Annotated in this window: 18 protein-coding genes and 2 tRNA genes; 6 read left to right on the top strand and 14 right to left on the bottom strand. The window is 62.3% G+C overall.

Going from position 1 to position 25,429, the window contains the following annotated elements; translation table 11 throughout:
• Positions 1-52: 52 nt before the first annotated feature.
• The 3 genes from RO009_15645 to RO009_15635 all read right to left on the bottom strand — a co-directional run bounded on the left by RO009_15645 (position 53) and on the right by RO009_15635 (position 4,412).
• Positions 53-1,030 carry a tripartite tricarboxylate transporter substrate binding protein gene (locus RO009_15645; GenBank protein ID MDT3686467.1) on the bottom strand — a complete coding sequence of 326 codons (978 nt, stop codon included), beginning with the start codon at positions 1,028-1,030 and terminating at the stop codon, positions 53-55.
• Between the two features lie 114 nt (positions 1,031-1,144).
• The gene (locus RO009_15640) at positions 1,145-3,013 is read right to left on the bottom strand and encodes a feruloyl-CoA synthase (GenBank protein MDT3686466.1); all 1,869 of its coding nucleotides are present in this window, start codon (positions 3,011-3,013) and stop codon (positions 1,145-1,147) included.
• A gap of 172 nt (positions 3,014-3,185) precedes the next feature.
• Positions 3,186-4,412: a GGDEF domain-containing protein gene (locus RO009_15635; protein MDT3686465.1), complete on the bottom strand. Its 1,227-nt coding sequence runs from the start codon at positions 4,410-4,412 to the stop codon at positions 3,186-3,188.
• Between the two features lie 299 nt (positions 4,413-4,711).
• Between RO009_15635 and RO009_15630 the strand changes: the two genes are divergently transcribed.
• The 4 genes from RO009_15630 (at position 4,712) to RO009_15615 (ending at position 8,812) form a co-directional block, all read left to right on the top strand.
• Positions 4,712-5,938, top strand: a complete 1,227-nt coding sequence (locus RO009_15630; GenBank protein ID MDT3686464.1) for a cyclopropane-fatty-acyl-phospholipid synthase family protein — start codon at positions 4,712-4,714, stop codon at positions 5,936-5,938.
• Between the two features lie 82 nt (positions 5,939-6,020).
• Positions 6,021-7,061 carry a cysteine synthase A gene (locus RO009_15625; GenBank protein ID MDT3686463.1) on the top strand — a complete coding sequence of 347 codons (1,041 nt, stop codon included), beginning with the start codon at positions 6,021-6,023 and terminating at the stop codon, positions 7,059-7,061.
• A 12-nt stretch (positions 7,062-7,073) separates the two neighbouring features.
• A complete protein-coding gene (sseA, locus tag RO009_15620) occupies positions 7,074-7,937 on the top strand; it encodes a 3-mercaptopyruvate sulfurtransferase (GenBank protein MDT3686462.1) in 864 nt (287 codons plus the stop codon).
• 2 nt (positions 7,938-7,939) lie between these two features.
• Positions 7,940-8,812, top strand: a complete 873-nt coding sequence (locus tag RO009_15615) for an MBL fold metallo-hydrolase (GenBank protein MDT3686461.1) — start codon at positions 7,940-7,942, stop codon at positions 8,810-8,812.
• Between the two features lie 7 nt (positions 8,813-8,819).
• Here the strand turns inward: RO009_15615 and RO009_15610 are convergent, their stop codons facing one another.
• The 4 genes from RO009_15610 to RO009_15595 form a co-directional block, all read right to left on the bottom strand.
• On the bottom strand, positions 8,820-9,536 hold the full coding sequence (locus tag RO009_15610; GenBank protein MDT3686460.1) for an amino acid ABC transporter ATP-binding protein: 717 nt from the start codon (positions 9,534-9,536) through the stop codon (positions 8,820-8,822).
• A gap of 89 nt (positions 9,537-9,625) precedes the next feature.
• Positions 9,626-10,792, bottom strand: a complete 1,167-nt coding sequence (locus RO009_15605) for an amino acid ABC transporter permease (protein ID MDT3686459.1) — start codon at positions 10,790-10,792, stop codon at positions 9,626-9,628.
• A gap of 2 nt (positions 10,793-10,794) precedes the next feature.
• The gene (locus tag RO009_15600) at positions 10,795-11,979 is read right to left on the bottom strand and encodes an amino acid ABC transporter permease (protein MDT3686458.1); all 1,185 of its coding nucleotides are present in this window, start codon (positions 11,977-11,979) and stop codon (positions 10,795-10,797) included.
• A 39-nt stretch (positions 11,980-12,018) separates the two neighbouring features.
• Entirely contained in the window at positions 12,019-13,035 is a 1,017-nt protein-coding gene (locus RO009_15595) for an amino acid ABC transporter substrate-binding protein (protein ID MDT3686457.1), read from the bottom strand.
• Between the two features lie 226 nt (positions 13,036-13,261).
• On the opposite strand from RO009_15595, the gene metC reads away from it, so the two are divergent.
• Positions 13,262-14,458 carry a cystathionine beta-lyase gene (metC, locus tag RO009_15590; protein ID MDT3686456.1) on the top strand — a complete coding sequence of 399 codons (1,197 nt, stop codon included), beginning with the start codon at positions 13,262-13,264 and terminating at the stop codon, positions 14,456-14,458.
• Here the strand turns inward: metC and RO009_15585 are convergent.
• The 3 genes from RO009_15585 to RO009_15575 all read right to left on the bottom strand — a co-directional run bounded on the left by RO009_15585 (position 14,455) and on the right by RO009_15575 (position 23,514).
• Complete coding sequence (locus RO009_15585) at positions 14,455-16,176, bottom strand: glycosyltransferase family 39 protein (protein MDT3686455.1); 1,722 nt, start codon at positions 16,174-16,176, stop codon at positions 14,455-14,457. The two genes, metC and RO009_15585, sit on opposite strands and share 4 nt — an antisense overlap.
• Before the next feature lie 67 nt (positions 16,177-16,243).
• Positions 16,244-18,310, bottom strand: coding sequence for a penicillin-binding protein 1C (pbpC, locus tag RO009_15580; GenBank protein MDT3686454.1), 2,067 nt, complete (start codon positions 18,308-18,310; stop codon positions 16,244-16,246).
• Positions 18,307-23,514 (bottom strand): alpha-2-macroglobulin, encoded by a 5,208-nt coding sequence (locus RO009_15575; GenBank protein MDT3686453.1) that lies wholly within the window; start codon positions 23,512-23,514, stop codon positions 18,307-18,309. The genes pbpC and RO009_15575 overlap by 4 nt, the downstream gene beginning before the upstream one ends.
• A gap of 212 nt (positions 23,515-23,726) precedes the next feature.
• On the opposite strand from RO009_15575, the gene RO009_15570 reads away from it, so the two are divergent.
• A tRNA-Arg gene (locus RO009_15570) sits at positions 23,727-23,803 on the top strand.
• Between the two features lie 51 nt (positions 23,804-23,854).
• Here the strand turns inward: RO009_15570 and RO009_15565 are convergent.
• The 4 genes from RO009_15565 to RO009_15550 form a co-directional block, all read right to left on the bottom strand.
• Positions 23,855-24,256: a hypothetical protein gene (locus RO009_15565; protein MDT3686452.1), complete on the bottom strand. Its 402-nt coding sequence runs from the start codon at positions 24,254-24,256 to the stop codon at positions 23,855-23,857.
• A gap of 223 nt (positions 24,257-24,479) precedes the next feature.
• A complete protein-coding gene (locus RO009_15560) occupies positions 24,480-24,887 on the bottom strand; it encodes a RidA family protein (GenBank protein ID MDT3686451.1) in 408 nt (135 codons plus the stop codon).
• 34 nt (positions 24,888-24,921) lie between these two features.
• Positions 24,922-25,227 (bottom strand): ETC complex I subunit, encoded by a 306-nt coding sequence (locus RO009_15555; GenBank protein ID MDT3686450.1) that lies wholly within the window; start codon positions 25,225-25,227, stop codon positions 24,922-24,924.
• 118 nt (positions 25,228-25,345) lie between these two features.
• Positions 25,346-25,422: transfer RNA gene (locus tag RO009_15550), tRNA-Pro, on the bottom strand.
• Between the last annotated feature and the right edge of the window lie 7 nt (positions 25,423-25,429).

Below are 25,429 nucleotides of genomic sequence, written 5' to 3'. Positions count from 1 at the left end.
CTGAAAGGGCGCGGACAGGTCCGCGCCCTTTCGGATTCGGTGAGGTCGACGGTCAAGGCGCCTTTGCGCCGGACACCTTCACGACATTCGCCCATTTCTCGATGTCTTTCTTCAGATAGGCCTCGAACTCGGCCGGGCTCATGTCCATCGCGACGGCGCCCTGCTTGGCCCAGGCCTCCTTCACCTCTGGCCGTGCCATTGCCTTGCGGATTTCGGCGTTCAGCTTGTCGATAATCGGCTTCGGCGTCTTGGCCGGCGCCATGATGCCGAGCCAGATCGTTGCCTCGTAACCGGGCACGCCGGCTTCCGCCACCGTCGGCACGTCAGGCAAGAGCGCCGAACGCTTGGTGCCGGTCGTACCCATGATCTTGACCTGCCCCGCCTGGGCGTTGGTCCGCATGGTGGTGATGGCGTCGAACATCATCTGCACATGCCCGCCGATCACGCTGTTGCGCGCGTCGCCGGATGCCTTGTGCGGCACATGCACGATGTTGGTGCCGCTCATCGCTTTGAACAGCTCGCCGGCCATGTGATACGGCGTACCCGGGCCGGACGAAGCATAATTCAGCTTGCCGGGATCTTTCTTGGCGAGCGCGATGAATTCCTTGAGGTCCTTCGCCGGCACCGACGGATGGATGACCATCAGCAGGTCCGAATAATTGACCGGCGCCACCGCCGTGAGATCGCGCATCAGCTCATACGGCTTGTTCTTCAGCAGCGATTCATTGGTGGTATGGGTGTTGGACATCATTAGCAGCGTGTAGCCGTCGGGCTCCGACTTTGCGACTGCGTCGGTTCCGATGGTGGCGCCGGCGCCGGGCCGGTTTTCCACCACGAAAGACTGCTTCAAGGACTCACCGAGATGCTGAGCCAGAACGCGCGCATAAACGTCGGCCGGACCGCCCGCGCCGAACGGCACGATGATCTTGACCGGCTTGTTCGGAAAATCCTGCGCCGCAGCCGGAAGCGGTGCCGTTGCGAGCAGAGCCGCAAAGACACCGAAGGCGAGCGCGCGCCTCACATCAACCATGGCCGTTCCTCCCTGTACCCATCTTGATTATGGAACAGTGATAGAACACCGCGCTGCGAGCGGCAATTCCAGCAAATGTTTCCGCTCTTGAGACTTTTGTGACCGGATGCCGCGTCAGGCGATCACCAAGGTGTCCGGATATTTCGCATTGTCGAAAAGCCGGCTCACCTCGGCACGGCGGTTTTCCAGCGCCACCCGCTGATTGATGTATCCCTTGTCGGTGATCTCGTTGGCGTCAATTGACGGCGTGTCCGGCAGCAGCAGGATGCGCGCGATCCGCATGGTCGCGCCGGTATTAACCGCATTCCAGCGCGCAAAGGCCTTGGCGAGATGCGCATGGATTACCGGATGGCAGGCGATTTCGGCGAGATCTGCCGGGGCATTGTCGCCGATCAATTGCCGGCAACCTGCCGCGTTGAGCCAAGCCACAAGGCCCACCTCATCGCGGCCCTCGCCGGCGACGATGGCGTCCTGGAGCGCGGGCGACGCCGCCGCGAGCGCGCCCACCCGCAGGGCACCGACAGCGACCCAAGTACCGTTGGTGAGCTTGAAATCCTCGGCGGTGCGGCCATCAAAGATCACGCCCTGATTGGCGTCGTCAGGATCGGCAAACCGCACCGCATCGCCGGGCTTGTAGAATCCCTCCTTGTCGAAGGCGTCCTTGGTCAATTCCGGGCTGCGCCAATAACCCGGGGTCACATTCGGGCCGCGCACCCTGATTTCCAGTTTGCTGCCGTTGGGAACGAGCTTCAGCTCGACGCCCGACACAGGCACGCCGATATTTCCCGCGCGCTCAAGAAAGAAATGCGCCGACGTGGCCAAGGGCGAGGTTTCCGTCGTGCCCCAGGCCGAAGTCATCGGCACGCGGTGCCCGGTCGTGCGGATCGAAATCGCTTCCAGCCGCTCCCACAAATCCTGCGGCAAGGCGGCTCCGGCGTAGAAGATCAGTTGCAGATTGTCAAAAAATGAGCGCGCCAGCGCATCGTCTTTTTCAAGGAATGGCAGCAATGCACCGAAGCCGGCCGGCACATTGAAATAAACGCTCGGTGAAACCTCGCGCAGATTGCGCACCGTGTGCTCGATCAAGGCGGGAACCGGCTTGCCGGCATCGAGATACATGGTGCCGGCGTTATAAAGAGCCAGATTGAATGTGTAGTTGCTGCCGAAGGTGTGATTCCACGGCAGCCAATCGACCATCATCAGCGGCCGTTCGACGATGAAGGGCCAACATTGGCTGAGCTGCTGCTGGTTTGCGGTGAGCATGCCGTGGGTATTGATCACGCCCTTCGGAAAACTCGTCGATCCCGATGTGAACAGGAACTTCGCAATTGTATCCGCGCCGATGGACGCAGCAGCCCGTTCCACTGCCTGTCCGGGCACCGTTCGCGTCAGGTCATCGAAGGCAGTGACAGCATCGATGTTGGCGCCGTTGCGTCCGGCGACTATGGGGGCATCGACATGCGCCAGGGCCTTGGCGAAGGGCGCGGTGTCGGACACATAGACCAAGCCCGGAGTCAGCAGAGCATTGATGTGCTTGAGCTTGGCGTGATCCTGGCTCTGCAGAGAATAGGCAACCGAAATCGGCGCCACCGGCACGCCCGCCGTATAACCCGCCAGCATCAGGATGGCGTGCTCGATGGAATTGCCGGAGAGAACCATGACCGGCCGCTCGGCCGACAAGCCGCGGTCAAGCAACGCTTGGGCGACGGCATCAACCTTCGCGCGCGCCTGCGCATAGGTCACGCCTTGCCAGACCCCAGCGGCATCGCGCTCCGCCAGAAACAGCCGCTCGGGCTGTCGCTCGACAGCGCGGCGAAACAGGCCGGCCAAGCTTGGCTCGATCGACTGCAGCGGACGCTTTGATTGAATTCGGTAGCCGCCGTCCGGCGTCTGCTCGCAGACGACATCCGCTGTCGCGAAATTGATCGGCTTGAATGGCGGCTTACCGTCGCCCTGCGACGGCGACTGTCGTGCCGGAATCATAAATCCTCCCGCAGATCGAGTGTTTTATTGGTTGTTCTTGGGGTGTGACACCCAGCATGAACTATAATGCATAGCGCCGGCGGGCGCTGTCAAATATGAAATCCGCGATGGCGTCGGATGCCCAGTTTGGAATGTAGAGGTTCGCCGCCCGACAAATGCGGGCGCGCCGCGATCAAGCCGCGTTCTTCGCCACCAGTTCGGGAATGCGCAGCGAAGGCGTCGAACTGTCCAACCTGAGGATCAGGTCGAGCGAGGATGTCTCGACGCGATTGCGGCCACGCTCCTTGGCGCAATAAAGCGCCTCGTCCGCCTGCGCGAGCAGCGTATGCACGTCAAGGGGTGCCTTGAAACTGATCGCAACACCGATCGATGCGGTGGCCCGCACATCGCATCCGTCAACCTGGCGGGCATGCTCCGCGAATGAATGGCGGATCTCCTCGGCGATGGTCATCGCGCGATCATGGTCGGCGTCATAGAGAAGCACCCCGAACTCCTCGCCGCCCAGCCGTCCGACGATATCCCACGGCCCGAGCCGCGCGGTCGCGGTCTTGGCGAAAATCTGCAGCACCCGGTCACCGAAGGCGTGACCATAATTGTCGTTGATCGACTTGAAGTGATCCAGGTCAATCAGCAACACGCTGGCCGGACGCTGATCCGCTTCGATACGACGCGCCAGTTCCTCGCTTCCCTCCAGAAAGGCGCGTCGATTGGCAATGCCGGTGAGCGGATCGACCAGAGAGGCGGTCTTGTGCAGAAACTCGGTGCGTTCTTTCGCCATGGCAAGGAAGATGAAGGCGATCGCAATGGTGAACAGCAGTGCTTCGAAGCTCAAGACGATCATCCACACGCTGTCGAAAACCTGGGTGTCCGGCATCCAGGGGAGGATCAGGCTCAGCGGCGTGCGCAGCATGAACAAGGCGCCATGCGCGAAAAGCATGAAAATGGCGGGCCAGCGCGACACTAGCGGCTCGTCGCGGCCGCGCCAGAACTCGTAGGCCGACATCCACGAATAGCCGGCGATAATGCTGGAACTGACGAGAATGCGCATTTCCATCGATTCGGCGACGATGGCCAGCCTGCTGGCGGCCAGCCAGATCGCGGCACCGACAACAAGACCGATCAGCGATGGAGCGCGGCCGCCAAAGACCCGCGCCCCGGTCCAGGTCATGGCGAACGATACGAACAGAAGCGCGTTCGCCAAATCGATGGTGATGAGGTCCGAGGTCGACCCAAATCTGCCGAACAGAGCGATGGACGCCGCCCGCAGCAGATGCGCCCACGCCCACCAAGCGACCGCCGTGATCGCCGTATTCTGCACCCAGGCGAAGAGGAGCAGCAGCCCAAGCATTGCCTCGACGTAAATCGTGACGAGAAAAAGCGTATGGACGTCGAGACTCATTCAACGGTGACCCGGAAAGCAAAAAATCGGGCCATGCCAAGACAATCCGGCCCGTCTGGAAACACGCCAACCAATAGCCCCGGGGGGCAAACAAGTCGTGAAACTGATCAAAGAGTGACGCTGAATCGCTTCGCCATGGTTTCAAAGTGGTTTCAAAATCGCAGCGAATTTGCCTCTTTTTTTGCCGGACATCCGCCACGGCTTTCCGCCCATTTGCCCATCGGCGCCTCCACAGGCCACGTAGACAGGTCGATGTGGCCGCACGATAATGGGTTTTTTGGTTCTTCGGGCGGCTCCTCATGCAGCAGATCGTCACTATTACCCCGCAAACGCGTACGGAGGCTCTGACCGGCTTGCCGGCGGCGGTCCGCACCGCCTTCAAGCTGGCCGAACGCATCCGATGCGGAACGCTTGAGGTCTCGCTGCCGGACGGCCGGCTCCTGGTCTTCAAGGGCGAGACGGACGGTCCCACCGCGCAACTGGTCATCAAGGACTATCGATTTGCCTGGCGGTTGCTCCAGAGCGGCGACATCGGAATGGCCGAAGCCTATTTGCGCGGCGAGTGGGAAACGTCCGATCTGACCCGTTTCCTCTATCTGTTCTGTGTCAATCAGGACATGCTGCAGTCCGTGCTTGCGCATCCCCTCGTACGCTGGGCGCAAACCTTCCGCCACTGGCTCAACCGCAACACCAAGCGGCAGGCGCGCAAGAACATTCACGCCCATTACGACCTCGGCAACGACTTCTATGCCGCCTGGCTCGATCCGACGATGACCTATTCGTCCGCCCTGTTCGATCAGGACGGCAACGATCTATCCGCTGCGCAATTGCGCAAATATCAGAGCCTGGCACAGCAGATCGATCTGAAATCCGATCACACAATCTTGGAGATCGGCTGCGGCTGGGGCGGCTTTGCCGAGTATGCTGCGAAAAACGTCGGCGCCAGGGTTGTCGGTCTGACCATCAGCCGCGAGCAATTCGACTACGCGAAGCGGCGCGTCTTCAATGCGGGTCTTGCGGAGAAGATTGAGATTCGGCTGCAGGATTATCGGGACGAGCGCGGCTCCTATGACCGCATCGCCTCGATCGAGATGCTGGAAGCGGTGGGCGAGCAATTCTGGCCGGATTATTTCCGGCAATTGCGCGATCGCCTCGTACCCGGCGGGCTTGCCGGCATCCAGACCATCACCATTCAGGAAAAGCTGTTCGCCCATTACCGGCGCGAGATCGATTTCATCCGCCGCTACGTGTTTCCCGGCGGTATGCTGCCGACGCCGTCAACGCTGAAAGCTTTGGGACAGGGCTTCGGTCTGCCGCTCGCCGGCGAGAAAGTCTTCGGCAATGACTACGCCCTCACCCTCGCGACCTGGCGCGAACGCTTCCGGGCCGCCTGGCCGGGACTGGCGCCCTTCGGCTTTGACGAGCGATTCCGGCGGCTGTGGGAATATTATCTGTCCTATTGCGAAGCCGGATTTCTGTCCGGAAATATCGACGTCCGGCAGATGGTGTTCGCCAAAAGCTCATAGCTGAGGCCCGTCCGGGACGGCTTGTCGTGAGGATACGGCCTCGATAGGGTCGCGCTCTCCACAGAAAGCCGGATCGATCTTCATGCATATCCGCAACGGCCTCGTCGACGCCATCGGCAACACGCCACTCATCAAGCTCGAACATGCCTCGGCCGCGACCGGCTGCACCATTCTGGGCAAGGCCGAATTCATGAATCCCGGCCAGTCGGTGAAGGATCGCGCCGGCAAGCAGATGATTCTGGAAGCGGAAAAACGCGGCGAGCTCAAGCCGGGCGGCCTGGTGGTGGAAAGCACGGCCGGCAATACCGGCATCGGGCTTGCGCTGGTCGCCAATGCGCTGGGCTACCGCACGCTCATCGTCATCCCCGACACCCAGAGTCAGGAAAAGAAGGACATGCTGCGGCTCTGCGGCGCCGAGCTCGTGGAAGTGCCGGCGGTCGCCTACAGCAATCCCAACAACTATCAGCATGTTGGCCGCCGCCTCGCCGAGCAACTGAAGAAGACTGAAAAGAACGGTGTGATCTTCGCCGACCAGTGGAACAATCTCGACAACCGCAAAGCCCACTACGTATCGACCGGACCGGAGATCTGGGAGCAGACCGGCGGCAAGATCGATGGCTTCATCTGCGCCATCGGCACCGGCGGCACCATTGCCGGCGTCTCCACATTCCTGCGCGAGAAGAAGAAAGACATCGTCATCGGTGTCGCCGATCCGAGAGGCGCGGCCATGTACAATCTGTTCGCGCACGGAAAGGTGGAAGCGACCGAAGGCGGCTCGATCACCGAAGGCATCGGCCTCGGCCGCATCACACCGATCATCGAGGACATCAAGGTCGATCACGCCTATCTGATCCCCGACGAAGAAGCCGTGCCGATCATCTTCGATCTGCTGGAGCATGAGGGCCTGTGTCTCGGCGGCTCATCGGGCATCAACATCGCAGGCGCAATTCGTCTTGCAAAGGAACTCGGCAAGGGCAAGACGATTGTCACCGTGCTGGCTGACTACGGCACGCGCTACCAGTCGAAATTGTTCAATCCGGCTTTCCTGCGTTCGAAAGATCTGCCGGTGCCCGCGTGGCTTGAACGCAAAACCAGCATTCAGCCGCCGTTCGAGAAAGTGTAACAAGAGTTTGCAATGCCCAATTCCGATCCGACGTTGCCGAGCAGATGGCTGGTCTCCACGCAATGGCTGGAAGACCACCTCGACGCACCTGACATTGTGGTGGTGGACGGCTCCTATTATCTCTCCACGATGAAGCGCGACGGCCACCAGGAATATCTGGCGGCGCATATTCCAGGTGCGGTGTTCTTCGACATCAACAAGATTGCGGATACGTCCAGCAATCTGCCGCACATGATCCCCTCGCCCGAAGCGTTCTCGTCGGCCATGCGCCATCTCGGCATTGGAGACGGCCAGACCATCGTGGTCTACGACGGGCTCGGATTGTTTTCCGCTGCCCGCGTCTGGTGGACGTTTCGCATTTTCGGCGTGCGCGACGTCTTTCTCCTCGATGGCGGCTTTCCGAAGTGGAAGGCCGAAGGCCGCAGGATCGAGCTTGGCGAAACGCGCCGCACCCCGCGGCATTTCACGCCACGCTTCAATGCCGGCGCGGTGGCGAGGGTCGCCGACATTCAGAAGGCGCTGGCGGACAAATCCGCCCAGGTCGTTGATGCGCGCTCCGCCGAGCGCTTTGCCGGCACTGCGCCCGAACCGCGGCCGGGACTGCCTTCCGGCCACATGCCGGGTGCTTTCAACGTTCCCTATGCCGACATTGTGGAAGACGGCCGCCTGGTGGATGCCGAGCGCATCAAGCAGGCCTTCCGCAAGGGCGGCGTCGATCTCGACAAACCGGTGATCACCTCGTGCGGCTCCGGTGTCAGCGCCGCGATCCTGACGCTGGCGCTGGAAGCCATCGGCAAGGAGCCGAAGGCGCTTTACGATGGCTCCTGGACCGAATGGGCGGGCCGCGGCGACCTGCCGATCGAACCTGAGCCCTGAGCATGACTAGCGCCTTGCCTCGTCCGGACGTCGCTGGCTTCTACCATGAGCCTTCCGGCAGCATCGCCTATATCGTGGCCGATCCGACCAGCCATCACGCCGTCATCATCGATCCCGTGCTCGACTATGACGAAAGAGCGGGCCGCGTCTCGGGGAGATCCGCGGATGAACTGCTGAAGGCTGTCAAGGACCGCAAGCTGACGATCGACTGGATTCTGGACACGCATCCGCATGCCGATCATTTCTCCGCCGCCGCCTATCTGAAAGACAAGCTTGGCGCGCCGACGGCCATCGGCGAGAAGGTGGTCGATGTGCAAAAACTTTGGAAGCACATCTATCACGAGCCGGACTTCCCCACCGACGGCAAGGAGTGGGACCATTTGTTCGCCGATGGCGAGACCTTTGCGGTCGGCGCATTGCCTGTCCGTGTCATCCATTCGCCGGGTCACACCCTCGCTTCCATTACCTATGTGATCGGCGATGCGGCTTTCGTGCATGACACACTGTTTCAACCGGATTTCGGGACCGCGCGTGCCGATTTTCCCGGCGGCAGCGCGGCGGTGCTGTACGATTCGATTCAGAAAATTCTGGCGCTGCCGGACCAGACCCGGCTTTTCACGGGCCATGACTACAAGCCGAACGGCCGCCCGGCGCAGTGGGAATCCACCGTCGCCGAACAGAGGAGCAACAACATCCATCTTACCAAGCATCCGACGCGCGAGAGCTACATCGCGATGCGCGAGGCGCGCGACAAAAGCTTGCCGATGCCGGCGCTGATCCTGCACGCCTTGCAGGTCAATCTGCGTGGCGGCCGCCTGCCCCCTCCGGAAAGCAACGGCCGCTCCTATCTGAAAATCCCGATTGACGCGATCTGATCCCGGATCAATGCAGAATCTGGCTGAGGAACAGCCTCGTCCGCTCGTGCTTCGGATTGGCGAAGAATTCAGCCGGCGTGTTGACCTCGACGATCTGTCCTTCGTCCATGAAGACGATACGGTCGGCGATCTGGCGGGCGAAGCCCATTTCATGCGTCACGACCAGCATGGTCATGCCGTCTTCCGCAAGCTGGACCATCGTGTCCAGCACCTCCTTGACCATTTCCGGATCAAGCGCCGAGGTCGGCTCGTCGAACAGCATGAGCTTCGGATTCATGCATAAGGCTCGCGCGATGGCGACACGCTGCTGCTGACCGCCCGACAATTGCCCCGGATATTTCTGCGCCTGTTCCGGAATCTTTACCCGCCGCAGGAAATGCATCGCCCTCTCTTCCGCCTCGGCTTTCGGCATCCGCCGCACCCAGATCGGCGCCAGCGTCAGATTCTCCATCACGGTGAGGTGCGGAAACAGATTGAAATGCTGGAACACCATGCCGACATCGCGGCGGACTTCATCGATCCGCCGCAGATCGGCGGTCAATTGCATACCGTCAACCAGGATCGTGCCGCGCTGGTGTTCTTCAAGCGCGTTGATGCAACGGATCATGGTGGACTTGCCGGAACCTGACGGTCCGCAGATGACGATGCGTTCGCCTCGGGCGACCGTCAGATTGATGTCCCGCAGCACGTGGAAATCACCGAACCATTTGTGCACGCCGGTCATTTCGACGGCAGGCCGCGTCGCGCCGCCCGCCTCGCGCCGGACAAAGCCGCCGAAAACAGGCTTCTTCCCGGTGGTTGTCGGCTGGTCGGTCACGCGCGTCGCCTCCGCCGATAATCCGTCGCCAGCCGCCGTTCCATGTCATAAGCGTAGCGCGACATCAGGTAGCAGAAAAAGAAATACACGATGGCGGCGAAGGCATAGCCTGTCGTGCTGGTCACCGGCGTCGCCCATTTCGGATCAACGCGGGCAGTCTCGATGGTGCGAAGGAAATCGAAAATGCCAACCACGAACACCAGCGTCGTGTCCTTGAACAGCGCGATATAGCTGTTGACGATATTGGGAATGGTGGTGCGCAGCGCCTGCGGCAGGATGACTAGCCCCATCATCTGCCAGTAGGACAATCCGATTGCCTGGGCGCCCTCATATTGTCCGCGCGGGATCGCCTGCAACCCGGCGCGCACCACTTCGGCCATATAAGCGGAGGCGAACAATGCCACCCCGACAAGCGCGCGCAGCAATTTGTCCGGCGACCATTGGTCCGGCACGAACAGCGGCAACATCACGCTGGCCATGAACAACACGGTGATGAGCGGCACCCCGCGCACAAACTCGATGAAGATAACGGAGAAAAGCTTCACCAGTGGCATGCGCGACCGGCGCCCGAGCGCCAGCACGACCCCAATCGGCAGGGAAAAGACAATGCCGATCGCCGACACCACCACGGTGACCAGCATTCCGCCCCATTGCGCGGTGGAGACATAAGGCAGGCCGTATCGCGGCCAGCCTAACAGCAGGATGTAGGACAGAAGCGGCATCACCACGAAAAAATACAATGCGCCCCAAAGCCGCCCCTTCGCACGCGGCGCCAGCAGCCACACGATGCCGACCGCGAGCAGCGCAAAGAACACGTCGACGCGCCAGCGCTGCGAGATCGGATAGAAACCGTAGATGAAATAGCTGATCCGCTCGCGCACAAAGGCCCAGCAGGCGCCGACCTCGGGCCGCTCCGCGGTCGCAACACAGGCCTCGCGATCTTGCCCGGACCAGGTCGCGTTGAAGATCAGGAAGTCGAGCAGCGGCGGAATGACCCACAGGATGAGGCCGAGCGACAGTGCCGTCAGAACGAAGTTGAGCGGGCCGGAAAAGAGATTCTTGCGCAGCCAGCCGATAACGCCGGTTTCGCTGACCGGCGGCGGCAATGGGGCCACTGGCGCCTGGCGCACAAAGGAGACGTCGCCATGAGTGACCGCGCTCATGCTCACCGCTCCACCAGCGCAACACGCGCGTTATAGATGTTCATCAGGAGCGATGTGATGAGGCTGATCGTGAGATAAACGGCCATCGTGATGGCGATCACTTCCACCGCCTGCCCGGTCTGGTTGAGCACAGTCCCGGCGAAGACCTGCACCAGGTCTGGATAACCGATGGCGACCGCGAGCGTCGAATTTTTGGTGAGGTTGAGATACTGGTTGGTCAATGGCGGCACGATCACCCGCATCGCCTGCGGGATGACCACCCGCCGCAGGGTTTGCGCCGGGCGCAAGCCGAGCGAATAGGCTGCTTCGGTCTGCCCATAGGACACGGCGAGAATGCCCGCGCGGACGGCCTCGGCGATGAATGCCGCTGTGTAGATGGAAAGGCCGAACAGCAGCGCCATGAATTCCGGCAAGATTTCCAGGCCGCCGCGGATATTGAAACGGCCCTTCTCAGGATAGGCGAAATCGACCGGCATGCCGCTGAGGACAAATGTTGCGAGCGGCAAACCGATAATCAGGAGGGTTGCAACCGTCGCTACCGGTGCCTGCAAGCCGATTTTCTCTTGCCGCCGTTTCGCCCATCGGCGGAATGCAACCGCGGAGGCCGAGCCGACAACGAACATCATCGGGACGAGCCATAACCCCTCGCCCGCTATGGGGCGAGGCATAAACAGACCGCGATTGTTGAGAAAAGTGCCGCCCGGCAGGATCAGACTGTCGGCAAGCTCCGGCAAGGCCTTGAGCACGGCGTTGTACCAGAACAGCAATTGCAGCAGCAGCGGCAGGTTGCGGATGATTTCCACATAGGCGCCGCCCAGTTTCGACACCAAGACATTGCGCGACAGCCGCGCGATGCCGATGATGAAACCGAGAATGGTCGCAAAGACGATACCAAGACCGGCGATCAGCAACGTATTCAGAAGGCCGACCCAGAAGGCACGGCCATAGGTCGACGCGGTGGAATAGTCGATCAGTGTCTGACTGATGTCGAATCCGGCAGTGTGATTCCAGAAATCGAAGCCGGAGGCGATCCGCGCTTTCTGCAGATTTTGCGCGGCATTGTCGATGGCGCTGTAGACCAGCGCCACGATCCCGATGCAGAGCAGCGCCTGATAGGCGATGCCACGCCAACGCGGATCATGCAGCGGCGAAATGGCCGGCTTCTGATCCGTATCGGCGCGGCTCATGCGGGGCCTCCTGGCCGCGCGTTCATCGCAGAACTGCCGTCAGCGCACCGGGGGCGCGTATTGCAATCCACCCTTGGTCCAGAGCGCATTCAATCCGCGCGTAATCTTGAGCGGCGTATTCATGCCGAGGTTGCGCTCAAAGATTTCGCTGTAATTGCCGACATGTTTGATGATGCGAACCGCAAAATCATTAGTCAGACCGAAGGCCTCGCCCTGCTTGCCTTCGACACCTAGAAGCCGCCGGATCTCCGGATTTTCCGATTTCAACTGCTGCTCGACATTGGCCTTGGTTACTCCGAATTCTTCCGCATTGATCAGGATAAAATGTACCCACCTGGCAACGTCGGCCCATTGGTCGTCGCCCTGCTTGACCGCAAGCGAAAAGGGTTCCTTGGAAATGATTTCCGGCAGCACAATATGATCGTTGGCATTGGTGGTGCGCAGTCGTTCGGCATACAAGGCGGAAGCGTCGGTCGTATAGGCGTCGCAGCGGCCCGCGTCATAGGCTTTCAGCGCTTCGGTCGAAGTCGCGAAGGTGACCGTCTTCAGCTTCATGCGGTTGGCGCGAAAATAGTCGGCCAGGTTCAGCTCGGTCGTCGTGCCCTGTTGCACACAGACCGCCGCGTCATTGAGTTCCAGCGCCGAATTCACCTTCAGCGATTTGCGCACCAGGAAGCCCTGACCGTCGAAGTAATTGATCGCAGTAAACTGCAGACCGAGGCTGGTATCGCGCGAGCTGGTCCATGTGGTGTTGCGCGCCAGCACATCGACCTCGCCCGATTGCAAGGCGGTGAAACGATCCTTGGCCGTCAGCGGGACGAATTTCACCTTGTTCGGATCATCGAAAATCGCCGCGGCAATGGCTCGGCAATAATCGACATCAAAACCCGTCCAGTTCCCTTGCGGATCAGGCAAGCCAAAACCCGCCAGCGTTCCATTGGCTCCGCAATTCAACACGCCACGCTGCTTGACAGTATTGAGTGTCTGCGCGGAAGCCGGAATTACCGTCAACGCAATCCCGGCCACGAGGCTCAGAGTCAAAATGACGCGCTTCATGTACTTATCCCCTGAAATTCTTGTCATCATGGCATCCTAAAGGGCACCGGACGGCTCAGCCGACATATTCACCAGTGTGTCCCGTCCTGTCACCGGCAAAAGAGCGCCCGCCTGCTGTCCTGAATTCATTCCGATCTGAAAACGATTTTATTTGCAGGTCAAGGGGTTATCCCCACGTCCGGCATGCGCCCTTGCACCATCTCGGCACACCCCATAAGCAGACTGGATGAGCCACACGCAAGACGAAGAGCACCCGCAGGACACGAAATCTGACACCCGCCTTGTGACCTCAGGCCGCGACACTGCGCTCTACCACGGCTTCGTCAATCCGCCCGTCTATCACGCATCGACTGTCCTGTATCCGACCGCGGCCGACATGGTCGCGCATCGCGCGCGCTATCAATATGGCCGCCGCGGAACGCCGACATCGGAAGCGCTGGAAGAAGCGTTGCGCGCGCTGGAGGGGCCAAACTGCGCAGGCGTATCCCTGTTGCCGTCCGGAGCCGCCGCTGTATCCACCGCACTGCTCTCCGTTCTGTCGTCGGGCGATCATCTGCTGATCACCGACAGCGTCTACCGGCCGACGCGCAATTTCGCTGATACGATTTTAAAGCGTTTCGGTGTTGAGACGACTTATTACGATCCGCTGATCGGCGCCGGCATCACGGCGTTGTTCAAACCAAACACCAGAGCCGTGTTCGTTGAAGCGCCCGGCTCGCAGACATTTGAAATGCAGGATGTGCCCGCCATCGCCAACGTTGCGCATGAGCGGAATGCCGTCGTGCTCATGGATAACACTTGGGCGACGCCGCTCTATTTCCGCGCGCTCGACAAAGGCGTCGATCTCTCGATTCAGGCCGGCACAAAGTACATTGGCGGTCATTCCGATCTGATGCTCGGAACGGTGTCAGCCAACGCCGCGACCTGGCCGAAGCTCCGCGACACCGTTCTGACAGCCGGGCTATGCGTCGGGCCGGATGACATGTATCTCGGCCTGCGTGGCCTGCGTACCTTGAGCGTGCGGCTGCAACGTCACCAGCAATCCGCGCTGGACATCGCATGCTGGCTGCAGCAACGGCCGGAAGTCTTGCGCGTGCTGCATCCTGGTCTGCACACAGATCCGGGCCACGCGATCTGGAAGCGCGACTTCCTCGGCGCCTCGGGATTGTTCAGCCTGATTCTGAAACCCGTTTCACAGGCGGCCGTCTATGCCTTTCTCGACAGCCTGCGCCTGTTCGGCATGGGCTTCTCCTGGGGCGGCTATGAGAGCCTCGTGATTCTGTTCGACTGCACGGGGTATCGCACAGCGACCCGCTGGGCGCCGGGCGGCCCAGCGCTGCGCTTTCATGTCGGGCTTGAAGATGTCGGCGACCTGAAAGCCGACCTCGAACGCGGCTTCGCGGCGTTGGCGAAAAGTAGCTAGGGCCGCTCCTCGGAGCGATAGATCGTCACCGACATCGGACGGCCGCGCGGCAGGTTCACCGCTTCGATCCGCGCCCCGCGCGCGTAGCGCAACCCGAGCGCGTCGGCGCGCACGGCGAAGCTGCGCTCATGCCGTGCCTCGATCACCGCCAGCCGGCAGCCGCCGCGCCGCAGGAATTCGGCCGCCCCTGCTCCGTCGGTCAATTGCGTCGGCGTACCGAGGAGAAACACCACGCTCGGCTCATGGAAGCCGGCAGAGGCCACTTCCGGATCCGGGCAACCGGCATTGCGGATCGCGCGCGCCACCAGATCGCTGGGAAACAGCGATCGCAGCGAGGGGATCACCACCGAATAAACAGCGAGACCGAGCAGGATCGACGCCGCACAGGCGCGCAGCACGCCGCGCTCGGCGCCGTCATTGTCGTAGAGCCACCAGGCGCGGAAACCAAAGATCATCGCCGCGACGGCGAAAGGCCAGGCGAGAAAGCCGAGATCACCTTCCATGCGGATCAGGAAAATGAGACCGGCCAGCACGAACAAGACCGGCAGACCGAACCACCAGAAGGTGCCGCGCACCAGCCAGCGGTTCTGGGACAACTGAAAGGTCTCGATGCTGCCCGCGATCAGGATCGCAATCGTCGGATAGAGCGGCAGGATGAAGTGCGGCAGCTTCGCCCAGACCAGCTCGAACAGGAGCCATGCCGGAATGAGCCAGGCGAGTAGGAAGCGCGTCGGCGGCGTGTGCCGGGCGCGCCAGACCGCTGGCGCGGCGAGCGCCGCCATCAGCGACCCCGGCCAGAAGGTTACAAAGAACAGCAGCAGATACACGCCCGGCGGAACGAAACGGAATTCACTGATATTGGCGATGCGGCCAAGCATGTCTTGGCCGAGTGATTCCAGGAAAAAGAAGCGCCCGGTCCGCAAGCTGATAGCGATAAACCAGGGCGCGACCAGAAGCAGAAACCAAACGGTGCCGATCAACGGACGCAATCCGCGCAGCCACTGCACCGATCGTTCCAGCACGGACAATGTCAGCACTGGCAGGGCGACAAAGATGACAATAATCGGCCCCTTGAGCAGGACGCCCACGGCGAGCGCAGTCCAGAAAATGGCGGGCAGAGACCAGCCGACATGATCGCTATCGCTCTCGCCGCGCGCCTGCAGACGATAGGCGCGCGCCATCGCGCCCATGCACGCGGTTGTTGCCGCAAGCAGCATGGCATCCGTCACCGCCAGACGGGCGATCACACCAAGCAGGAGTGACGACGCCAGCATGGTCGCCGCCAGAACAGCGCCGCGCCGGGACACGAAAGCCAGCGCCGCCCAATAGGTGATCAGCACCGCACCGATGCCGCCGATCAGGGACGGCACGCGATAAAGCGAAATGCGCGCGAGCGCGCGGCGAACGCCGAGCGTATCGGCCGTCTTCACCACTGCTGCCTGCATCCAGTACAGACCGATCGGCTTCGAATAACGCACGTCGTCCTGGAAGCGGATGTCGACATAGTCGCCGGTCTCGACCATCTGCTTGGTCGCCTGCGCAAACCGCGATTCCTCACGATCGATCGGTGGCAGCTGCAAGGCACCGGGCAGGAATGTCAGCAGCGACAACAGGGCCAGGCATGCCAGCGCACGTGCGTGCGTGGCGCTGGCATAGTCGAGCAGCGCGGCAAGTCCTCTGGGCCAGAAACTGCGGGAATTGTCTGTGAGTAGGCTCATTCGGGGCGGGCGATGGGAGACCGGCCCGACCCATATAAAGAAAAGGGTTCCGCGCGGAAAGCGGAAGCTACTGCATCCGGACAACAACGCTGTCGGTTGTGCCTTTTGCGTCCATCACCGTCAGCCGCACAAAACCCGGCCCGCCCGGATCGACAAAGAGCGTGCGCCGCCCTCTCTGCGCCGCCTGCGGCATGCCATTGACCAGCACGGTCAGTGGCTCGACACCGCCGGAAATCTTGAGCGCCAGCGGTCCCGCTGCACCGTTCGCTTCGCCAAGCTCGATCCGGGCGCCGTCAGGTGGATAGAGGATGCGGATTGCAGGCTCGGCCGGATCGCCCGCCAGCCGGTCGGGCCGATAGCGCTGCAAGGGCAGCGGCAGCTTGGTATTGGCCGCGAAGATCACGCCCTTTGGCGCTGGCGGCAGCGGCAGGATCATTTCCCCGCTGCGCGCAAATGCATCGAACAGAATTGGCGCGGCGGCGGAACGTCCGGTCATGCCCGGCACCGGCGCCCCATCGGGCCGTCCCACCCAGACGCCCATGGTTCGCGCGCCGTCGAAGCCCACGGCCCATGCATCGCGATAGCCATATGACGTGCCGGTCTTGAAAGCGATGCGGTTGCGCACCGCGTTGTCGGGCGGCGGCGTTCCAAGCAGGACGTTGCCGACATACCAGGCCGCCACAGGGTCAAGCAGGCGACGCGGTGGACGCACGAGCGACGCATCTTCTGCATGCTCGACCAGGGACACGGTGGTTCCAAGTCGTGCGAGCCCCCCATATAGCATGGTCAGGTCGGCGAGTTTCACGCCGACGCCGCCGAGCCCCATGGCAAGCCCGGGCACTTCGCCCCTGGGCAGCGACAGCGGCGCGCCCGCCTGCGCCAGCCGCGCCGTCAGCCGGTTAGCGCCCACTTTGTCGAGCAAGGCGATGACCGGTACATTCAGCGACAATTGCAGCGCCTTGCGCACCATCACCGTGCCCTGAAAGGTCAGATCGAAATTTTCCGGCGCGTAATTGCCGTAGCGCAGCGGCCGATCCTCGATCAGTGTTTCCGGATGCACAAGTCCGTCTTCAAATCCGAGACCATAGATGAACGGCTTCAGCGCGGAGCCCGGCGACCGCACAGCCTGTGTCATGTCCACCTGCCCGGCCCGGCGCTCGTCGAAATAATCCGCCGATCCCACGCGCGCGCGAATCTCACCGGAGGCATGATCGATCACCACGATCGCAACCGAAATAACCGGCCCCAACGCTTGCGCACGTTCATGCGCGAGAAGTTCCAGATTCTTCTGCAAATGCAGATCAAGCGTCAGCTTGTGCACGGGCGCATCCGGCGCGGCGCTGATCGCCCGATCGGCGGCATGCGGCGCAAAATGCGGCATCGGCTTGCGCGCATGCGGCACCGGCTCGGCTTTTGCCAACGCAATTTCGTCGGCCGGAATCTGCACGTCCTCCGCAATGCGATCGAGCACACGATCGCGCGCCATGCGCGCCATGTCCGGCGCGCGGTCGGGCCGCCGTGTTTCCGGCGATTGCGGCAAGGCGACCAGCAAGGCCGCTTCATGCAACGCCAGCCGGCGCGGCTCTTTGCCGAAATAGGCGAAAGATGCGGCGCGGATTCCTTCCAGATTGCCGCCATAAGGCGCAAGACTGAGATAGAGCGAGAGTATGTCGTCCTTCGACAGCACGGCCTCAAGTTCGACCGCCCGCACCATCTGCCGCAGCTTGGCCGTCAGCGAGCGCTCGCGGCGCGGCTCCAGCAGCCGCGCCACCTGCATCGTCAGCGTCGAGCCGCCGGACACGATGCGGCCATGCCTGACGAACTGATACGCGGCGCGCACCACAGCAAGCGGATCAACGCCGCGATGCGCGTAAAAGCGCTTGTCCTCGTAGGCAATCAGCATCTTCAGAAAACGCGGATCGACATCCTCGACGCCCGCCTGCATGCGCCAGCGCCCGTCGGGCGTCGCATAGGGCCGCAACAGCCAGCCGTCACGATCCAGCACCTGCTTGGAGAAAACGACACTCTCTCCGCACGGTGCCGGCCCCAACGCCACGACCCAGCAGGCGAAGACGAACACCACGCCAAACAGCGCGGTGCCTGCAAGAGCGGCGATGATGCGAAACGCCCTCATCGCGCCGCCGTCACATCCATCTCGGAGGTCGCCGCACGGCCGAACCGGTCGGGCCGGTACATGTCCTCCACATAGGCCTGCGGCACGACATATCTGCCGGGCGAGACGGCGCGCACGACATAGGCGACACTGAAGACGGGCGCATCCTTGGCTTGGCGCTCGAAGGCCGCGGTGAAACGGTCATCGCGGAATTCGGAATGCACCGGCTCCTGCGCATTCTCGATCCAGTCCAGCGTGCCGGTGTCGCCGGAGGAGACGAGACGCGGATTGTCGATCTCAAATCCGGCCGGCAGATAATCGGCGACGATGATGCGCCCGAATTGCGGCTGCTGCTCGGTGACCTTCAGCACCACCACGAAACGCTGGTTCTGCGTCACCTGCGCGATGTCGGTCTGCTCGCCATCAAGGGTGTAATAGTCCCGCTGGATGCTGAAGCCATGCTCGGCGGCCGGCTCGGGAACCAGCGGCGCACCGCTGACCGAAATCACCGCCTGCACGTCGCCTTCTCCGCTATTCGTCACGATGAAAGGCGCAGTCTGCAGCGACGCCGCCGTCATGTTACGGAACAGCGGACCTTGCCGCGCTTCGCCGTTCACATTCAGCGAGACGCCGCCCTTGTCCTTGCTGATCGCACGCGCCGCCAGCACCAGCCAGGCATTCTCCTGCGTGGACGTGTAGGGTGACAGATTGCGTGCGGCATCGATGCGCGACAGCGCACCGCTCACCGTCTGGCGCGGCGCATTGCCTTCCGAGGCGAGCGTCACCAAAGCCGCTGCATCGCGCAGCACCGAACCGAAATCGGTGCGCCCGAATTGCAGCTTCGGCTGCGGCGCAATGGCGTCGAGCGCAGCATTGTAGGCACGTTCGGCGCGCGGCTTGTCCCCGAGGAAGCCGAGCGCCGCCGCGATCTGCGCCTTGGCGATGGGCGTAGCAAGATCGCCAAGCTTGGTGTCGGCGATGTAGCGCAAGTCGCCCAGCGGCGCGTTCCCGTTGCGCGCCAGCACATAGAGCGCATAGGCCAGATCGCGGCCGCCATCCTTGCCGGGCTCCGGCGCGGTGGCGACAAAGTTGCGCAACCGATCAAGCGCCAGCTTGAACGCCACGTCCGGCACGACGAACCCGCGCTCGCGCGCCCGCGTCAGAAAATCCGTGACATAGGCATCGAGCCAGGGCTCGTCGCCGCCGACCGACCACAGGCCGAAGGAGCCGTTCGAGCCCTGCCGCGCCAGCAGGCGATCGATGGCATCGCGGATGCGCTGGTCGACATCGGTGTCGAGCGCGAGTTGCTGGCTCGAAGCCAATTCATTCACATAGAGCAGCGGCAATGCGCGGCTGGTGATCTGCTCCGAGCAGCCGAACGGGTAGCGGTCCAGCGCCTTGAGCAAGGTAGCCGCGTCGAGCGCGGTCGACGGCGCCACCGAGATCGCCAGCTGTCCCGAACCCGGCACCAGATCGTCGAACAGATCGTTCGACAGCGTGACGCTTTCCCCCTTGGCGATCGGCTTCACCGTCCGGCGCGTCGCCACCTGCGTCGCCGGCTTCACAGGGATGGGGTAAGTGCGCTCGCTCGAGAAGCCGTTCGGGCCGGTGACACGGATATTCACCTCACCTGCACCGGCGGATGAGCCGGTGAGCGCAAGCGACAAACGGTCCCGCTGCTTGGCGCGCAGATAGATGGGGCGCTGACCCGTGCCCTCGATAGCGACGGCCCCTTCCGTTTTCGCGGAAACGAGATAGTCGCCCACCTCGCCTTCGACATTGTCGATCTCGACATGCAGCGTGCCGCGGTCGCCGGTGAGCAGGAAGCGCGGCAAGGTCGCGGTCACCACTACCGGATCGCGGATAATCACATCCTTTGTCGCCGCGCCGAGCTTGTCGCGGCTGAAGGCAATCGCCATCACCCGCGCGGTCCCGGCAAAAGCGGGAATGTCGAACACGACTTCCGCTGTGCCGTCCGGCTTCACGGTGACAATTCCGGAATACAAGGCCAGTGGCTTCTGCACCGGCGGCGAGCCTTCCAAAGCGGGTGCGCCGCCGTCGCCGCCGGAACGGATCTGCCCGCGCGTGCCTTGCATGCCGTCGATGAGTTGGCCGTAGAGGTCGCGCACCTCCGCCGAGAGGCGGCGCTGGCCGAAATAGTATTCGTCGGGGGCAGGCGGCTTGTAATTGGTGAGATTGAGAATGCCGACGTCAACAGCGGCAATGACGATACGTGCCTCTTCTCCGGCGTTGAGACCGCCGACTTTCACCGGGATGCGCAGCGGCGAATTCGGCCGCATGACATCCGGCGTCTGCATGTCGAGCGCCAGCGTGCGCGCCTTGCGATCGACCGAGAACCATTGCACGCCGATGGCGCGGCCCGGCATGCGTTTGGCCTGCACATCGAGCGGCCGCCGCAAGGTCGCGACCACATAGGCGCCGTTGCCCCAGTCCTTTCCGACAGCGAGCTTCACAGTATTCAGGCCGGGCTTCACCTCGGCGGTCTGTGTCGCGATCATGCGATCGCCGACAACATGCAGGGTAACGCGGCCGGCGCTGCGCGCAGTGACGGCGACATTCATCGCCTCGCCCGCGCGGTATTCCGGCTTGTCGAGCGCCAATTCGAGCAGGTCGGGCGTGTCGGCTGTCGCCTCTGCATAGAAGCCTGCATCGAACGACACCGATGTCATCGCGCCATTGACATCAGACACATCGAGACGATAGCGGCCCCAGGTCACCGGCAGGGAAATCCGGCCGGGCGTTCCCGCGGCAGTGTCGATCGTGCCATCAGCGATACGGCGGGCAGACTTGATCGGCTCGAAATTCCAGCTTCCGCCCTGCCGGTACCATTGGTAGCGCGACTCGATCTTCAAGAGTTCATAGCGCAGGCCCTGACGCGCCACGGCCTTGCCGTCCGGCTGCACCATGACGACGTCAAAAGCAGCCTGATCATTCTCGCCGAGCGCCTTGCCGGAAAAGAGCGGCTTGACACCGATCATGTTGCCGCCGGGCGTCACCGGCAGCGTGATCTTGCGTTCGACCGCGCGGCCGCCGGATTCCGCCATGCGCACGGTGATGCGCGCTTCCAAGAGGCGTTGCATCGCCGGCACCTTGTCAAGATTGACCGTGAAATGCGCGTTGCCCTGCTCGTCGGTCTGCGGCAGGTCGTCCAGCGATTGCTGCTCGGCCGAGAATTCGTCGTCGGCAACGCCGAACTGATAGCCGGCAAATCCGGCCAGCGATTTCGCCGGGACGATGTTCACCTCGCCTTCGAGGTCGAGATTGGCGGCGGGTGCACCATAGAGGAAGCGGCCCTCAAGTGCGATCTCGGCCGGAATATCGCGCGCGATCTTCTCGCTTTGCGCCTTCAATTCGAATTCGAGACGGTCGGGCACATAGTCCTCGACCATGAAGGCGGTCTCGCCGATGGCAGGGCGCTTCGGATCTGTATACGCGCGGATCCGCCAGGTTCCGGTCGACGCCGACGCTGTGATCGGCAGATCGAGCGAGCGCCCGCCCAATCCCTGATCCTGCAACGTGACGCGGCGATATTCGACGCCGTCCGGCCGCTCCACCACAAGCGTGAGCGGCGCGTTCAGCGCGGCAACGCCCGCGGCATTGCGCAGAAGCGCGGTGATGTGCACGGTCTCGCCGGAGCGATAGACGCCGCGTTCGGTATAGACATAGGCATCGAGCCCGGCCGGCGTGCGCCGGCCCGCCACGCCGCGATCGGTGAGATCGAAGGCCGGCGCTTTCAGGCTGAGGAATGCGTAATCCGTCTTGCCGTCGGATGCGACCAGAAGCGCCGGCGACGCCCCGCCCTCGCCGCGCGCCAGATTGGTTTCGAACTGAACGTACCCGTTCGCATCGGTGCGTTTGGTCGCAAGCACCTCATTGCTGCGCGACAGCAGCCGCACCTCGACCTGGCCCTTCGGTTCGGCGCTGGCGAGCGAATGTACAAAGGCATGGATGCCGTCATTGCCCGAGAAGGATGTCAGTCCAAGATCGGAAACGATGAACCATTGCGTCGCCAGAGACCCGTAATCGTCGTCGGACGGCAGCCCCTTCGGCGTCGCCGTCATCACGTAGACGCCGGGCTGCAGCTCACCCACCGCTTGATCGACGGGAAAAGCGGTCGTGATGTCGGCATTCAGCGTCTGCTCGACGGCGAGTTCGCCATTCCAGACCTTGACACCCTGCTGATCGGCGAGCCGCTCGATCTCGTAGCGCGAAAGCGCGCGCTGAAAGTCGCTGTCGAGTACGGTGTTGAGGAGATTGCGGTCGCCGACCCGATAGATCTCGATCTCGACGGCGCGCGTATTGACGCTGACGACGGGAATGCCCTGCTGGCCGGTCCGCGGCAGCACATAGGCCTTGTTGGTGAAACGCACCAGCGGCCTGCGGTCGCGCACATAGACATTCATTTCGGCAGAGCGCGCCAGGGTTTCCTTGACCGTCGACGGCATGCCGGTGCGCAAAGTCACCTGATAGCGCTCGCCATGTTTCAGGCCTTCGACACAAAGCTGCTTGTCATCGACGGTGATCGCCGGCCGGTCCTGCCCCTCGACGGCGACGAAGGGTGAGAAATCCGTCCGCCGCCCGGGAAGGCTTTCGGAAAACTGGAAACAGGCCCGAGGAGACGCTGAATCCGCATCAACACTGTAGTCGAGGAGACGGAAACCGTGATCTTCCCGCATCTTCTCATATTGCGCCCGCAGCTCCGCCACTTCGCGCAGATCGAGCGACAGCCGCAGCGCATCGAGCGCCGGTCGCCAGATTTTCCGCTCCGCGTAGCTGTTCGAGATGATGGCCAGGGCGTCGGCTTCCTCACCGCGGTCCTTGGTGCGCTTGTAGGCGAGATAGCCGGCGGTGCCGGACCGCTCCAGCAGCATGGTCCTTTCGCTGCTGTTGGCCGGCCTGATCTGCTGGACGGTGCGGGCGAGCCGCAGCCAGTTCGACGCATCCTGCGGCGCAATCGCCGCGAGCTGCCCGACAAGCTGCAGGCCGCCGCGGAAATCGTTGCGCTGGAAGGCGGCGTCGATCTCCTTGCGCAATTGCGCGGCGGATTTTCCGACCTGTCCCGCATCGCTTTTGATCTGCGCTTCGAGCCGGATCGCGGCTTGCGCGAGATCGTCGCGCTCGAACGATTTGTCGGCCGCGGCCGCAGGCAGACACGCAAAGGCGACGAGCGCGGCGGCAAGGCCCGCACGGAGATGCGCAAACATGGGCAGAATCCTCCTCCCCGGTGCCGGCCGGCAGGTCAGAATCGAGGCCGGCGGGGTTTCATCAGGTCAGCGGTAAAAATTGTCGGGTTCGTGACGGCATGAGACGTTTTTTGTCGCGCGGGAGACGCCGACGGTTCAAACCATGCGCTCAAATTGTCGCCATACAGGGCGCTGGCGCCCGTCCCACTCTGCCGATATGTGTTTGCAGATGCGGCCCCGTAGCTCAGTGGATTAGAGCAGCAGCCTTCTAAGCTGTTGGTCGGAGGTTCGAGTCCTCCCGGGGTCGCCAAAAATATTGTCATTTCAAATAGTTAACAGCAAATTCCCAGATTTTTGCAGCTCAGAGCGACTGCCCGGCCGGCGGCTTTTCGACTGTGACTTGAATGCGTTGCAGTTGAATCTTGCCATTTGCAGTCACGACCTCCAGCACCAGTTCGTCGCTGCCGGAAAAATCCGGCTGCGAGCGGTAGATCGCGATGAAGGCCGGCACTTCCGTCGCCAGGCATCGCTTGATGTTGGTGGCGCGCCAGCGCCCCTGCTTGACGGTCACCGTTCCGTTTTTCGGCGTCTCCTTGAGACGCAGGGTGGGCAATTGTCCCGCCGTGCAGTCGGATTTGAGACTGGTGAAAACGCCCACGCGCACGTCGCGGCCGGATTGTGCCTTCACACTGCGATCGACCGACACAGGTTCGGCCGCGAGCGGCGCCGACAGGGCAACAACGGCGAGACACAACGATCTCACCAGAAATCGCATCCGCCTGCCGACCGTTCCTGACACCTGATGCCTCTGCAAAAGTACAGTGTCACCTCAGATAATTCGTCGTCACCGCAGATAATTCGTCGAGCAACATTAGCAGAAAAACCGCCGCAAAAATGACGCGACCGGCCCGCGCAGCCTACCTCAAAAGGCCTAGTGTCCAATTCCGACGTTCGCCAGAATTAGGGTGGTTGGTTCGAAAATTCGCTCACACTGGCAGCACCGCCACGGCTTCGATTTCGAATAGCGCGCCGGGCCGGGCAAATTTAGAAATCTCGATGGTCGTGCTGGCCGGCGGCGCCGCCATGTTGAAATAGCTGTCGCGCACCTCGCGGAAGATCGGCAGATGCGACATGTCGGTCAGATAATTCGTGATCTTCACCACATGCTCGAATCCCGCGCCGACCGAGGCCAGCGCCAGTTTCAGATTCTCGAACGCCTGCGTGATCTGTGCGCGAAAATCGCCGGGCGCGCCGACAACATTGCCGTCGCGGTCAAGGCCGAGCTGACCCGCAATATAGACAATGCGCCCCGGCCCGATCACCTCGACGACATGGCTGTAGCCAGGCGGCTTCGACAGCGTCGCCGGATTCTGAAAACGCAGATTCGATGTCATCGATCGCCCCTGCTCGGGTCCGGGGACTTTGACTCTAATGAGTCCACATTCCCCGGCGTTGAAATGCAAAATTGTCGGCATAGGCGATGGTCCGGCGCGTCGGCGCCTTGTCCTCCGCCACCTGATAGGCAATGCCGTGCCGCTCGCAATATGCGATCGCCTCTTTCTTGCTGGCGAAGCGCAGCCGCACCTGGCTGTTCATGTCGGTGGAGCTGGTCCAGCCCATCAGCGGCTCGACCACCCGCGGCGCGCCGGGTTCGTAATCCAGAACCCAGTCCTTGGTATTGGCAGTGCCGGACTGCATCGCAGTACGCGCCGGTTTGTAGATGCGGGCTGTCATATTCTTCCTATCAGACCTCAATCTCGACCCACGGCTGTCGTCCGCCCTCGCCAAGGCTCTGGCGCGACAGCCTTCACCGTTCGCATTCGGGCCGCTTGCCAAGCCATAGCCCGAAGGCTGGTCGGGGCAGCAGGATTTGAACCTGCGACCCTCTGCTCCCAAAGCAGATGCGCTACCAGGCTGCGCTATGCCCCGATGCCGC

The organism is Pseudorhodoplanes sp. (assembly GCA_032027085.1).
Classification (GTDB): domain Bacteria; phylum Pseudomonadota; class Alphaproteobacteria; order Rhizobiales; family Xanthobacteraceae; genus Pseudorhodoplanes.
Note: the sequence above shows the minus strand (reverse complement) of the source record. Positions and strands in the feature narration are given on the sequence as shown.

Coding starts and splice junctions, on each gene's coding strand:
- RO009_15645 (MDT3686467.1), bottom strand. CDS start 1,030: ATGGTTGATGTGAGGCGCGCGCTCGCCTTCGGTGTCTTTGCGGCTCTG.
- RO009_15640 (MDT3686466.1), bottom strand. CDS start 3,013: ATGATTCCGGCACGACAGTCGCCGTCGCAGGGCGACGGTAAGCCGCCA.
- RO009_15635 (MDT3686465.1), bottom strand. CDS start 4,412: ATGAGTCTCGACGTCCATACGCTTTTTCTCGTCACGATTTACGTCGAG.
- RO009_15630 (MDT3686464.1), top strand. CDS start 4,712: ATGCAGCAGATCGTCACTATTACCCCGCAAACGCGTACGGAGGCTCTG.
- RO009_15625 (MDT3686463.1), top strand. CDS start 6,021: ATGCATATCCGCAACGGCCTCGTCGACGCCATCGGCAACACGCCACTC.
- sseA (MDT3686462.1), top strand. CDS start 7,074: ATGCCCAATTCCGATCCGACGTTGCCGAGCAGATGGCTGGTCTCCACG.
- RO009_15615 (MDT3686461.1), top strand. CDS start 7,940: ATGACTAGCGCCTTGCCTCGTCCGGACGTCGCTGGCTTCTACCATGAG.
- RO009_15610 (MDT3686460.1), bottom strand. CDS start 9,536: ATGACCGGCGTGCACAAATGGTTCGGTGATTTCCACGTGCTGCGGGAC.
- RO009_15605 (MDT3686459.1), bottom strand. CDS start 10,792: ATGAGCGCGGTCACTCATGGCGACGTCTCCTTTGTGCGCCAGGCGCCA.
- RO009_15600 (MDT3686458.1), bottom strand. CDS start 11,979: ATGAGCCGCGCCGATACGGATCAGAAGCCGGCCATTTCGCCGCTGCAT.
- RO009_15595 (MDT3686457.1), bottom strand. CDS start 13,035: ATGAAGCGCGTCATTTTGACTCTGAGCCTCGTGGCCGGGATTGCGTTG.
- metC (MDT3686456.1), top strand. CDS start 13,262: ATGAGCCACACGCAAGACGAAGAGCACCCGCAGGACACGAAATCTGAC.
- RO009_15585 (MDT3686455.1), bottom strand. CDS start 16,176: ATGAGCCTACTCACAGACAATTCCCGCAGTTTCTGGCCCAGAGGACTT.
- pbpC (MDT3686454.1), bottom strand. CDS start 18,310: ATGAGGGCGTTTCGCATCATCGCCGCTCTTGCAGGCACCGCGCTGTTT.
- RO009_15575 (MDT3686453.1), bottom strand. CDS start 23,514: ATGTTTGCGCATCTCCGTGCGGGCCTTGCCGCCGCGCTCGTCGCCTTT.
- RO009_15560 (MDT3686451.1), bottom strand. CDS start 24,887: ATGACATCGAATCTGCGTTTTCAGAATCCGGCGACGCTGTCGAAGCCG.
- RO009_15555 (MDT3686450.1), bottom strand. CDS start 25,227: ATGACAGCCCGCATCTACAAACCGGCGCGTACTGCGATGCAGTCCGGC.